General features: G+C 64.1%; 7 protein-coding genes. 6 read left to right on the forward strand and 1 reads right to left on the reverse strand.

Annotation, left to right across the window (positions count from 1 at the left end; genetic code table 11):
• Positions 1–97: 97 nt before the first annotated feature.
• From recC to APH42_RS20560, 6 genes are all read left to right on the forward strand, one after another.
• The gene (gene recC, locus APH42_RS20535) at positions 98–3,577 is read left to right on the forward strand and encodes an exodeoxyribonuclease V subunit gamma (RefSeq protein ID WP_060494111.1); all 3,480 of its coding nucleotides are present in this window, start codon (positions 98–100) and stop codon (positions 3,575–3,577) included.
• On the forward strand, positions 3,574–7,248 hold the full coding sequence (gene recB / locus APH42_RS20540) for an exodeoxyribonuclease V subunit beta (RefSeq protein WP_060494112.1): 3,675 nt from the start codon (positions 3,574–3,576) through the stop codon (positions 7,246–7,248). Before recC ends, recB begins: the two co-directional genes overlap by 4 nt.
• Positions 7,245–9,320, forward strand: a complete 2,076-nt coding sequence (recD, locus tag APH42_RS20545) for an exodeoxyribonuclease V subunit alpha (RefSeq protein ID WP_060494113.1) — start codon at positions 7,245–7,247, stop codon at positions 9,318–9,320. The genes recB and recD overlap by 4 nt, the downstream gene beginning before the upstream one ends.
• Positions 9,321–9,400: 80 nt before the next feature.
• Complete coding sequence (locus tag APH42_RS20550; protein ID WP_012274205.1) at positions 9,401–9,967, forward strand: YfiR family protein; 567 nt, start codon at positions 9,401–9,403, stop codon at positions 9,965–9,967.
• Positions 9,964–11,235, forward strand: coding sequence for a diguanylate cyclase domain-containing protein (locus tag APH42_RS20555; RefSeq protein WP_012274204.1), 1,272 nt, complete (start codon positions 9,964–9,966; stop codon positions 11,233–11,235). Before APH42_RS20550 ends, APH42_RS20555 begins: the two co-directional genes overlap by 4 nt.
• Positions 11,236–11,239: 4 nt before the next feature.
• Entirely contained in the window at positions 11,240–11,731 is a 492-nt protein-coding gene (locus APH42_RS20560) for an OmpA family protein (RefSeq protein WP_060494114.1), read from the forward strand.
• 31 nt (positions 11,732–11,762) lie between these two features.
• Here APH42_RS20560 and APH42_RS20565 read toward each other — a convergent pair whose 3' ends face one another.
• Positions 11,763–12,713: a LysR family transcriptional regulator gene (locus APH42_RS20565; RefSeq protein ID WP_012274202.1), complete on the reverse strand. Its 951-nt coding sequence runs from the start codon at positions 12,711–12,713 to the stop codon at positions 11,763–11,765.
• Between the last annotated feature and the right edge of the window lie 118 nt (positions 12,714–12,831).

Genomic DNA, 12,831 nt, shown 5'->3' on the forward strand with positions numbered 1-12,831 from the left:
GGGCCAGAAAAAGATTTGTCTCCATGCATGCCATGGTCCAAGGCATGCCTCGTGATATGGTTTTGCACCGGAATCAACCGCTCCCAGGGAATGCACTATGGCTACTACCACTCTCCACCCCGGCTTCATGATCGTCCACGGCAACCGCCTCGACGACCTGCGCAGCCTGGTAGTGAGCTGGATGCGTCGCTATCCCCTGGCGCCGCTGGAAAACGAAATAGCCTTGGTGCAAAGCAATGGCATCGCCCAATGGCTCAAGTTGGCCCTGGCCGAAGACCCGCTGGAAGATGACCTGGGCGGCTGTGGCATCGCCGCCGCAATCGATGTGCAACTACCCGGTAGCTTCATGTGGCAGCTATACCGCAGCGTGCTGGGCCGTGACGAAATTCCCGAAGTTTCTCTGCTCGACAAGGCCCCACTCACTTGGCGCCTGATGCGCCTGTTACCCGCCCTGATCGAACGCCCCCATTTCGAGCCGCTGCGGCGCTTCCTTACCGACGACAGCGACCTGCGCAAGCGCTATCAGCTAGCCGAACGGCTAGCGGACCTATTCGACCAGTACCAGGTCTACCGCGCCGACTGGCTCAAGGACTGGGCCGCAGGCGAGCATGTCCTCAACACCGCCCGTGGCGAGCGCAAAGCGCTGCCGCCGGGCAACCGTTGGCAAGCCGAGTTGTGGCGAGCATTACTGGAAGATGTTGGCGAGCAGGGTATGGCGCAGAGCCGTGCCGGGGTTCACCAACGCTTCATCGAGCGGATCAACAGCCTGGAGCAGGCACCTGCAGGGCTGCCACCGCGGGTGATCGTGTTTGGCATCTCCTCACTACCCGCCCAGGCCCTGGAAGCACTGGCCGGTCTGGCGCGTTTCAGCCAGGTGCTGTTGTGCGTTCATAACCCATGCCGCCACCACTGGGCCGACATCGTTGCCGACAAGGACCTGTTACGCCACCAGTACAAACGCCAGCAACGCAAGCAGGGCATGCCCCTGCAACTGGATGACCAGTCGTTGCACCAGCATGCCCATCCGTTGCTGGCCGCCTGGGGCAAACAAGGCCGCGACTACATCAACCTGCTCGACAGCTACGACGACCCGGGCAGCTACCAGGGCGTGTTCAGCGATGGCCGCATCGACCTGTTCAGTGACGGTTCGCCCACCACGCTGCTCAATCAATTGCAGGACGACATCCTGGAGTTGCGCCCGCTCACCGAAACCCGTGAGCTGTGGCCGCCCGTGGACACTGCAAAGGATTGCTCGATCCGCTTCCACATCGCCCATAGCCCGCAACGTGAAGTGGAAATCCTCCACGACCAACTGTTGGCCCGCTTCAGCGCCGACGCAACTTTGCGCCCGCGTGACGTGATCGTCATGCTACCGGCCATCGACACTTACGCGCCGCACCTCCGCGCTGTCTTTGGCCAGTTGCAGCGCAACGACCCGCGCTACATCCCGTTCACCCTGACCGACCAGGGCCAGCGCGGCCGCGAACCTTTGCTGATCGCTCTTGAGCACTTGCTCAAACTGCCAGACAGCCGTTTCGCGGTCAGCGAAGTGCTCGACCTGCTGGACGTGCCGGCAGTGCGCGCTCGCTTTGGCATTCGCGAAAACGACCTGCCCACGCTACACCGCTGGATCGAGGGGGCCGGCATCCGCTGGGGCCTCAACGCCGAGCAGCGGGCCAGTCTTGGTTTGCCCGCCGGGCTCGAACAGAACAGTTGGCGCTTCGGCCTGCGGCGTATGCTGCTGGGCTATGCAGTGGGTGTGGGCGTGGCCTGTGACGGCATTGAACCCTACGATGAAATCGGTGGCCTGGACGCTGCACTGATCGGCCCACTGGTCGCGCTGCTCGATGCGCTCGAAGTCGCCTGTCAGGCCTTGTCCGAGCCCGCCACCGTCACGCAGTGGGGCGAGCGCCTGCATGCTTTGCTACAGGTGTTTTTCCTGGCCGAGGGCGAGCGTGACGAGTACCTGCTGATGCAACTGCAAGATCTGCGCGATAGCTGGCTTGAAGTGTGCGAGACCGTTGGCCTGCAAGACCCGTTGCCGCTGACCGTGGTGCGTGAAGCCTGGCTGTCGGGCCTCGATCAGGGCAAGCTGTCACAGCGCTTCTTAGCCGGCTCGGTGAACTTCTGCACCCTGATGCCCATGCGCGCCATCCCGTTCCGGGTGGTTTGCCTGCTGGGCATGAACGATGGCGACTACCCGCGCGCCCAGCAACCGCTGGACTTCGACTTGATGGCCAGCGACTACCGCCCCGGTGACCGCTCTCGCCGCGAAGACGACCGTTACCTGCTGCTGGAGGCGCTGTTGTCGGCACGCGACCAGCTGTATGTCAGTTGGGTCGGGCGCAGTATCCGTGACAATAGCGAACGCCCGGCCTCGGTACTGATCGGCCAGTTGCGCGATCACATCGCCACGGGGTGGCATCTGGCCGGCACGCAGCAGGGGCAGCCAGCCGAACCGGGCGAGCAACTGCTGCACGCTCTGACTCAGGAGCATCCCTTGCAGCCGTTCAGCGCACGCTACTTCCAGAAAGGCAGCCCGTTGTTCAGCTTTGCCCATGAATGGCAACTGCTGCACCAGCATGGCGAGACAGATGAACAGGGCGAGCCCGGCCTGCCGCCATACCTAGATGATGAAGCCCTGAGCTTGACCCAACTGAATGACTTTCTGCGCCATCCGGTACGGCACTTTTTCAGCCAGCGCTTGAAGGTGTACTTTGAAGCGCTGGAAGCACCAACCCCGGACGAAGAACCCTTCGTCCTCGATACGCTGCAACGCTATGGCGCCAGTGAAAGCCTGCTTGGCGCAGCCTTGGCCGAGCCGGACAATGCCGAACAGGCCTTGCGTGCCCAGGCCCGGCGCCTGCAGGCCTGCGGTTTGCTGCCGCTGGCCGGTTTCGGAGAATCGCTGCAAAGCGAGTTGATCGAACCGCTACCCGATTTGTTGCAACGTCACCAACAGCTGCTGCAACGCTGGCCTCAGCTGGTCGAGGGCGCTTTGCCGGTGCATTTCGAGCACGCTCAGCACCGTCTCGAAGGCTGGTTGGGCCGGGTGTTCCAGGCTCAGGACCAGAGCCTGCTCAGCATCACCACGGTACCCAACACAATCAGCGCCGGGCGCAACAACCTCAAGTGGCATCGTCTGATCGCACCTTGGGTTACGCACCTGGCCGCCTGTGCGGCCGGCTATCCCTACAACAGTGCACTGGTAGCCAGCGACCTGACCCTGTTACTTGCACCGCTACCGCAAGCACAGGCTGCTCAGCTGTTGGGCGACCTGCTGGTGGCCCGTCAGGCGGCGATGAATGCGCCGCTGCCCGTCGCGGCCAAGACCGCGTTCGCCTGGCTGGCCCAGGACGACGCCGACAAGGCTTTGGCCGCCGCAGCCCGTGCCTATGAAGGCGACGAGCGCACCAGCTTTGGCGAGCGAAGTGAGAGCATCGCTCTGGCCCGCCAGTTCCGCGACTTTGCTGCACTGACGGCTGACGAAACCTTTGAAGGCTGGTGCGAAACCTTGTACCGCCCGTTGTTCACCGCCCCTTGGCAGACCCTGGGCAACCCGGAGAAAGGCGCATGACCCAGGACCGTCCCCTGGCACTGAGTTTCCCCCTGCACGGCAGCCAGCTGATCGAGGCCAGCGCCGGCACGGGCAAGACCTTCACCATTTCGGCGCTGTACCTGCGCCTGATCCTTGGCCACGGTGGCGAACAAGGCTTCGACCGTGAGTTGCTGCCACCGCAGATACTCGTGGTGACCTTCACCGACGCTGCCACCAAAGAGCTGCGCGAACGTATCCGCGCCCGCCTGGCTGAGGCTGCACGGTTCTTCCGTGGCGAACTGGAAGGCGCCGACCCGCTGTTGCACCAATTGCGTGATGATTACCCGCAAGAAGCCTGGCCGCGTTGTGCCGGCCGCTTGGAAATCGCCGTGCAGTGGATGGACGAAGCTGCGGTATCGACCATCCATGGCTGGTGTCAGCGCATGCTGCGCGAGCATGCCTTCGACAGCGGCAGCCTGTTCACCCAGACCCTGGAAACCGACCACAGCGAGTTGCTGGGCCAGGTCATGCGCGATTACTGGCGGCGTTTTTGCTATGGCATGCAAGGCGATGCACTGGCCTGGGTGCGCGGCAACTGGGGTAGCCCCGACGCTTTGCTGCCGCGCATTCGCCCACTGTTTGGCCGCGTGCGTGCTCAGCAGGATGGACCAGAGCCGGCAGCATTGATCCAGGCATCGCTGCAGCAACGTGGCGAGCAGCTGGCCCGGCTCAAGGCGCCATGGGAGCAGTGGGCCGAGCAACTGCGGCAAATCTGCCGCGATGCGCTGGCCGCCAAGCAGGTCGACGGCCGCAAGATGCAGGCCCGTTACTTCGAGCCCTGGTTCGACAAGCTCTGTGCCTGGGCGGGTGATGAACAGCTGGTTGACCTCGACTTGGGCACGGGTTTTACCCGCCTGACCCCGGCGGGCATGGCCGAGGCCTGGAAGGGTGAGCCGCCTGAGCACCCCGGCCTCAACGCCATGCAGAGCTTGCAGCAACAATTGCAGGCCTTGGACAGCCCGGATGCGCCCTTGCTTGAGCATGCTGCCAGCTGGGTATCGGCACGTTTCGAAGTAGAGAAGCGCCGGCGCGCGGAAATGGGCTTCGACGACATGCTCGTGCGCCTGCAGCACGCCTTGGCCAGCGAGGCCGGCGAGCGCTTGGCCGGTTTGATCCGCGAGCAGTTCCCGGTAGCGCTGATCGACGAATTCCAGGATACCGACCCGGTTCAGTACGGCATTTTCGAGCGCATCTATCAGATCAGCGAAAACCGCGCAGACACTGGCCTGTTCATGATCGGAGACCCCAAGCAGGCGATCTACGCCTTCCGTGGTGCCGACATCTACACCTACCTCGCTGCACGGCGCGCCACCCGCGACCGCCTGCACAGCCTGGACACCAACTACCGGTCCAGCAAGGCCATGGTCGCAGCGGTCAACCAGGTGTTCCTGCAGGCCGAAGTGCGTGAAACGGGGCGGGGAGCATTCCTGTTCCGCGCGGCGGATGACAACCCGCTGCCGTTCATCGAGGTGCGCGCCAAGGGCCGTGGCGAACAGCTGCTGATTGACGGCGAAACCAGTGCAGCCCTGCAGTGCTGGCAACTGGAAAGCGAAGAGCCGGTTTCCAGCAGTGTCTACCGCCAGCAGCTGGCAGCCAGCTGCGCCAGCCATATCGTCGCGCTGCTCAATGGTGGCCAGCAAGGCACGGCAGGCTTCCAGAATGCCGAAGGCGAGTTGCGTCCCTGCCTGCCCTCGGACATCGCCATCCTGGTGCGTGATGGCCACGAAGCGCAGGTGGTCCGCGCCGAGCTGGCCGCGCGCGATGTACGCAGTGTGTACCTGTCCGACAAGGACTCGGTGTTCGCCGCCCAGGAAGCCCACGACCTGCTGGCCTGGCTCAAGGCCTGCGCCGAGCCCGACTCGGAGCGCCTGCTCAAGGCCGCACTGGCCAGCCTTACACTGGGCCTGTCATTGGCCGCGCTGGACCAGCTGAACCAGGACGAGCGGGTCTGGGAAGGCTGGGTCATGCGTTTTCGCCATTATCGCGATACCTGGCAACACCAGGGCGTGTTGCCCATGCTGCGGCACCTGCTGCATGACTTCCAGCTGCCGCGCACGCTGATCCGCCGCAGCGATGGCGAGCGGGTACTGACCAACCTGCTGCACCTGGCCGAATTGCTGCAGCAGGCTGCTGGTGAGCTGGACGGCGAACAGGCATTGATCCGCCACCTGGCCGAGCACCTCGCCAATTCCGGGCAGGCCGGTGAAGAGCAGATCCTGCGCCTGGAAAGCGACGAACAGTTGGTCAAAGTCGTGACCATCCACAAGTCCAAGGGCCTGGAGTATCCCTTGGTTTACCTGCCGTTCATCTGCACCAGCAAGCCGGTGGACGGCAGCCGCCTGCCGCTGGCCTGGCATGACAGCGAAGGTAACGCCCACCTCACCCTCACCCCGGATCAGGAACAGATCGAGCGCGCTGACGACGAGCGCCTGGCCGAAGACCTGCGCCTGCTCTATGTGGCCCTGACCCGCGCCCAGCATGCGTGCTGGTTGGGGGTCGCCGACCTCAAGCGTGGCAACCAGAAGAGTTCGCAGCTGCACCGATCGGCATTGGGTTACCTGCTGGGTGGCGGCCTTGCCCTGACAGGTTCGCAGCAGCTGACGGACTGGTTGCAGGCGTTGGCGTCGACATGCCCGCACATTACCTGCCCGGGCCTGCCGCAGGCCAATGAGCAGGCGTATCGCGTACCGCACGCCGAGCGTGAGCTGCTGCCCGCACGCAAGCCCCGCCGCGCGGCCGCCGAGCACTGGTGGATCGCTTCTTACAGCGCCCTGCGCGTAGGCGACCAGACCCTCGGTGCCGACAGCTCACAGGCCCAGCAACTGCTGGATGACGAGGCGGTCGATGCCCAGGTGTTGCGCGAGGTCCCGGCTGACAGCGGCGATATCCACCGTTTCCCGCGGGGGCCAAACCCAGGCACCTTCTTGCATGGCTTGCTGGAATGGGCGGGTCGTGAAGGCTTTAGCCAGGTCAGCGGCAACCCACAGCTGATTGAGCGCACCGTTGGCCAGCGCTGCAACCGTCGCGACTGGACCGGCTGGATCCCCACCCTGAGCCAGTGGATGCAACGCTTGCTGGGCGAGGCGTTACCGCTGCCAGGCAGCGACCAGAGCGTAATGCTGGGCCAGTTGCATCATTACCAGATCGAAATGGAGTTCTGGTTCGCCAGCCACCAGGTCGATGCTGAAAAACTCGACCGCCTTGTCGCACGCCACACCCACCCCGGCCTGGCGCGCCCGGCGGCGCAGCCGACCGTGCTCAACGGCATGTTCAAAGGGTTCATCGACCTGGCCTTCGAGCTGGACGGGCGTTACTACGTCACCGACTACAAGTCCAACTGGCTGGGCCCGGACATCCAGGCCTACGACACCCAAACCATGGAAAAGGCCATTATCGAGCACCGCTACGACCTGCAGTACGTGCTGTACCTGCTGGCCCTGCACCGGCAGTTGCGTGCCCGCCTGCCGGACTACGATTACGACCGCCATGTTGGCGGTGCCCTGTTCATCTTCCTGCGTGGTGCCAGCAGTAGCGGCCATGGCGTGTATCACGCCAAGCCACCGCGTGAGCTGATCGAAAGCCTCGATGCGCTGTTCCGTGGCGAGCACCCACCCGTACAGCAGGACCTGTTTGCCGGAGCCGTGAAATGAGCCGAAGCCTTGTCGACCTGTTGCCCACGCCGTTGCACGCCGAGCACCTGCTGGCGCTGGCACCACAGCATGACAGCGGTGACCTGCTGCAACTGCTCGACCGCTGGGTAGAACGGGGCTGGCTGCGCGCGCTGGACCGCGCATTCGTGTCGTTCCTGGAAGAGCGCGCTCCCGGCAGTGATCCCTTGTTATTGCTGGCGGCGGCGCTGGCCAGTCATCAACTGGGGCACGGGCATGTCTGCCTCGACCTGCAACAGACCTTGGCCGAGCCTGATTTCGCCCTGTCGTTGCCGCCGGAGGGCGATGCGCTGACAGGCCCCTTGCTGCTTCCCTCGCAACTGCTGGCCAACCTCGATTTGAATGCCTGGCGCCAGCGCATCGCTGCCAGCGCGCTGGTGGCCGAGGGCGATAGCCCAGGCCAGCAAGCGCGGCCACTGGTGCTCAGCGGCCAGCGTCTGTACCTGCGCCGCTACTGGAACTATGAACGGCGTATCGACCATACCCTGCGCCAGCGCCTGACCCAGGCCGAAGCGCCGCTGACCGACCTGACCGATCGCCTGGCTCAGCTGTTCGACGGTGGTGCGCCAGCTGGCCAGGTAGACTGGCAGAAGCTCGCTTGCGCGCTGGCCACCCGTGCCGGTTTCAGCATAATCACGGGTGGCCCCGGCACGGGCAAGACCACCACTGTGGTGCGCCTGCTGGCCTTGCTGCAAGGGCCGGCAGTGGAGCAGGGCAGGCCGCTGCGCATCCGCTTGGCCGCGCCGACCGGCAAGGCCGCTGCGCGCCTCACCGAATCCATTGGCCAGCAGGTCGAGCGCCTGCAGGTCAGCGCCGAAGTGCGTGGGCACATTCCCACAGAAGTCAGCACCGTGCATCGTCTGCTCGGCAGCCGCCCGGGCTCCCGGCACTTCCGCCACCATGCTGGCAACCCGTTGCCATTGGATGTGCTGGTGGTCGACGAAGCATCGATGATCGACCTGGAAATGATGGCCAACCTGCTCGATGCCTTGCCGCCTCGGGCACGCCTGGTGCTACTGGGCGACAAGGACCAGTTGGCGTCGGTGGAAGCCGGCGCGGTGCTGGGCGACTTGTGCCGGGATGCCGAAGAGGGCTATTACTCGCCGGCGACCGCAGCATGGCTGGAACAGATCAGTGGCGAGTCACTGGCCGGCAGTGGCCTCAAGGCTGGCGACGAACAGCGCAATCCACTGGCCCAGCAAGTGGTGATGCTGCGTTTTTCGCGACGCTTCGGTGAAGGCAGCGGCATTGGCCAACTGGCCCGGCTGGTCAACCGGCAGGACTCCCATGCGGCGCGCAACTTGCTGGCCACGCCACCCGCCGACGTGCACAGCCTGGCACTCAAGCACGAGCAGGACCGTGCTTTCGACCGCCTGTTGCTCGATGGCCTCAACCGCGGCAGCGACGGCCCGCAAGGCTACCGCAGCTACCTGCGTACCCTTGGCCGCTATCGGCCAGCACTCGAAACCGCTGCTGACGACCCCGCGTGGGAGCAATGGGCCGGCAAGGTGCTGCACAGCTTCGAGGACTTCCAGTTGCTGTGTGCAGTGCGTCGTGGCGCCTGGGGCGTCGAAGGCCTGAACGAGCGGGTGGCGCGGGTGCTGCACAATGCTGGCTTGATCGACAGCCAGCAGCACTGGTACGAAGGGCGCCCGGTATTGGTGACCCGCAACGATTACGGCCTGGGCCTGATGAACGGTGACATCGGCATCGCCCTGCACTTGCCGGATGAGCGCGGTGAGCCGCTGCTGCGCGTGGCCTTCCCGCGTAACGATGGCAGTGGCGGCGTGCGTTTCGTCCTGCCCAGCCGGCTCAACGAAGTGGAAACGGTGTTCGCCATGACCGTGCACAAGTCCCAGGGCTCGGAGTTCAGCCACACGGCGCTGGTGCTACCGGATGCGCTCAACCCGGTGCTGACCAAGGAACTGGTGTACACCGGCATCACCCGCGCCAAGCACTGCTTCAGCCTGGTCGAGCCTCGGCAGGGCATTTTTGAAGAAGCGGTGGCGCGCAAGGTGCGGCGTATTTCAGGGTTGATGCTGGAACAAGTCTGATACCGAACGCGGTCCCTTGTAGGAGCGGCCTTGTGCTATCGTTGCGCCAATTCGAGAAAGGATTTTAAGAGACTCCCCACATGCACGTGGCCGCAAGGCGAGTGACAAGCTGTGCGCTTTCGCTATTGCTGGCCGCCCTGTTCCTTTACACAGGCCCTGCCCAGGCAGACTCCGCCACAACCGCCGCTCGGGCTCAACAACGCGCCCAGGCAGTCACCCAGGTCGTATTGGGTATCTTCAGCTACGCCCGCTGGCCTATAGAACCCTCACCCTTGCGCTTGTGCCTGGTCGGTCCGACCGAATACGCCGATGACCTGATCAAAGGCCATGTCCAGGAATCCGGTCGCCCCCTGCAGGTGCGGCGCCTGTTGGCAGAAGATACCCAGGTCGCCCAGGCCTGCGATGCCATCTATATCGGCAAGCTCGACCAGGGCCAGCGCGACCAGCTGTTCCAGCGTGTCAGGGGCCATCCGGTGTTGAGCATCAGCGAGGCGGATGACCCCTGCACGGTCGGCAGCCTGTTCTGCCTGCGGGTCAGCGACCAGCAGGTGGCCTTTGATGTCAACCTCGACTCGGTGGCGCGCTCTGGCGTGCGTATTCATCCCAGTGTGTTGCAATTGTCGCGGCGCCGGGCGGTGCAGCCATGAAACCGACCCGCAAGCGTAGCGTGCGCCCCACCCTGCGCTCGGTGCTGGGCCGTGGCCACCTCAGCGTCGCCTTGCTTGCCGTGGGCCTGGCGGGTATTTCCTTGACCCTGCTGGGCGTGCTCGCCCTGCGTGTCTACGCCAACCAAAACCTGCAGCTGATTGCCCGCTCGATCAATTACACCGTAGAGGCAGCGGTGGTGTTCGATGACAGCGCCGCCGCCAATGAATCGCTGGCGCTGATCGCCAGTACCGAGGAAGTGGCTGAGGCCAAGGTCTTCAACGACGAAGGCGAGCTGTTGGCGCACTGGCAACGCGGCGACACCGACATGCTCGCGCAACTGGAAGTGCAGGTTGCCACCGCGTTGCTGGATGAGCCGGTCAACCTGCCGATCCTGCACCAGCAACAACAGGTCGGGCATATCGAACTGGTCGGCCAGGGCCGTAGCCTGTTGCTGTTCCTGCTCAGCGGTCTGGCCGGCATCCTGTTCTGCACCATCCTCAGCGCCTTGGCTGCCCAGTACCTGTCGCGGCGCCTGCTCAGCGATATCACCCGCCCGCTGCGTGGCCTGGCCAGTGTCGCCCACGCCGCCCGCCGCGAGCGCAGCTTCGACCGGCGTGTGCCGGAAGCGCCGATTGCCGAGCTCAACGAGCTGGGTAACGACTTCAATGCCCTGCTGGACGAACTGGAGGTGTGGCACAGCCACCTGCAGAGTGAAAACCAGAGCCTGGCCCACCAGGCCAGCCACGATAGCCTGACTGGCCTGCCCAACCGGGCCTTCTTCGAGGGGCGCCTGAGCCGCAGCGTGCGCAATGCTGCACGGCAGCAGGACCACTTGGCCTTGCTGTTCCTCGACAGCGATCACTTCAAGCAAATCAACGACACCCTCGGCCATGCCGTAGGCGACGAGGTTCTGATCAGCGTGGCCGACCGCGTACGCGCCCAGTTGCGCGAACACGACCTGGTGGCGCGCCTGGGCGGTGATGAGTTCGCCGTGCTGCTGACACCTTTGCAGTCGCGCAAGGACGCCGAACACATCGCCGAGAAGATCGTTGCCAGCATGAAGCTGCCGGTGCAGCTGGACAGTGGCCGCAGTATCGCCACCTCACTGAGTGTCGGTATTGCCTATTACCCGGATGACGGCGCTGACCCCGCCAGTCTTCTCAATGCCGCCGATGCGGCGATGTACCAGGCCAAGCGTAAACGCCGTGGCCATTGGCAAGTGGCGCAGACGGAACGGTCCGCCAACGAAATCAAGAACAGGAGCTGAACCCGTGATACAGGCTTTACGTTTCCCGCTGTGGGCCTTGTTGCTCGCCGTGCTGGCACTGACTGGCTGCCAGACCGCCCCTCCCAAGGGCCTTACCCCCGAACAGATTGCCGTGCTCAAGCGCGAGGGCTTTACCCCGACCGACGAAGGCTGGGCGTACGACTTGTCTGGCAAGGTGCTGTTCGGCAGTGACCTGGACAGCCTCAACGGCCAGAGCCAGGCGATTGTCGAGCGCATTGGCAAGGCACTGCTCAGCGTTGGCATCCAGGGCGTGCGGGTGGACGGGCACGCCGACGCCTCGGGCAAGGCGGCGTATAACCAGCAATTGTCCGAACGCCGCGCTCAGAGCGTGACCAAGGCGCTGGTCGGGGTCGGCATGCAGCCGCAGAACATCCAGAGCCGTGGCCTGGGCAGTACCCAGCCGGTGGCGGACAACCGCACCAGTGCCGGGCGCACCGAGAACCGGCGCGTGTCTATCGTGGTGGCGTCTTACTGACGGGAGGGTTTGGGGTTGCACAGCAACCCCATCATTCCTGAGCAAAGCGCATCTGGCGTGTGTCACCCATCAGCAACGGCGCATTCGTCTCCGTCACACCTCGGATGTAATCCCACAACAGGGTAATCCGCTTCAACTTTCTCAAGTCCTCCCGGCAGTACATCCAGAACTGGCGCGTCACCTCGATCTCCTCCGGTAACACCGTCACCAGCCGAGGGTCCTGCGCGGCGAGGAAGCACGGCAAGATCGCCAACCCTCGCCCCTGCAACGCTGCGGTGTACTGCGCGATCACGCTGGTGCTGCGCAAATGCGCGCTGGCGCTGGGGATGAGGTTGGCCAGGTACAGCAGCTCGGAGCTGAACGCCAGGTCATCCACGTAACTGATGAACGGATGTTTGGCCAAGTCCGCCACCTGGCGGATCGGCGCGTGGTTGTCCAGGTAGTCTTGGGTCGCATACAGCCGCAAGCGGTAGTCGCACAGTTTGCAGCACACATAAGGCCCATGCTCCGGCCGCTCCAGCGCGATGACGATGTCCGCCTCGCGTTTGGACAGGCTGATGAAGTGCGGCAGCGGCAGGATGTCCACCGAAATCGCCGGGTAGGCATCGACGAAATGACTGAGCTGCGGGGTGATGAAGAAGCTGCCAAAGCCCTCGGTGCAGCCCATGCGCACATGCCCCGACAACGCCACACCCGACCCGGACACCTGCTCGCAGGCCATGTGCAGCGTGCTCTCGATCGATTCGGCATAACCCAGCAAGCGCTGGCCCTCGGCGGTCAACACAAAGCCGTTGGTCCGCGACTTTTCGAACAGCAAGGTACCCAGCGCGCCCTCCAGCGAGCTGATGCGCCGCGACACGGTGGTGTAGTCCACACTCAGCCGTTTGGCGGCACTGCTGGCCTTGCGGGTGCGGGCCACTTCAAGGAAGAACTTCAAATCGTCCCAGTTGAGCGCGCTCAGGGATGTGAGGTCTTTTTGCATGATGATCCGGTTTTTTTGTGCGTTCTTGTTGGATGTTTGCACATCTATACTCGAAACAAGCCTCAGGACGCCACCTCGCGTTTGCCCGGCGCTGGCGATCTCGTCCCGACAATAATTC

The sequence above is a fragment of the Pseudomonas sp. NBRC 111140 genome (assembly GCF_001320885.1).
GTDB classification, from domain to species: domain Bacteria; phylum Pseudomonadota; class Gammaproteobacteria; order Pseudomonadales; family Pseudomonadaceae; genus Aquipseudomonas; species Aquipseudomonas putida_P.

Bases quoted from the DNA above. Each gene is read 5' to 3' on its own strand.
- recC (WP_060494111.1), top strand. From the start codon at position 98: ATGGCTACTACCACTCTCCACCCCGGCTTCATGATCGTCCACGGCAAC.
- recD (WP_060494113.1), top strand. From the start codon at position 7,245: ATGAGCCGAAGCCTTGTCGACCTGTTGCCCACGCCGTTGCACGCCGAG.
- APH42_RS20565 (WP_012274202.1), bottom strand. From the start codon at position 12,713: ATGCAAAAAGACCTCACATCCCTGAGCGCGCTCAACTGGGACGATTTG.
- APH42_RS20550 (WP_012274205.1), top strand. From the start codon at position 9,401: ATGCACGTGGCCGCAAGGCGAGTGACAAGCTGTGCGCTTTCGCTATTG.
- APH42_RS20555 (WP_012274204.1), top strand. From the start codon at position 9,964: ATGAAACCGACCCGCAAGCGTAGCGTGCGCCCCACCCTGCGCTCGGTG.
- recB (WP_060494112.1), top strand. From the start codon at position 3,574: ATGACCCAGGACCGTCCCCTGGCACTGAGTTTCCCCCTGCACGGCAGC.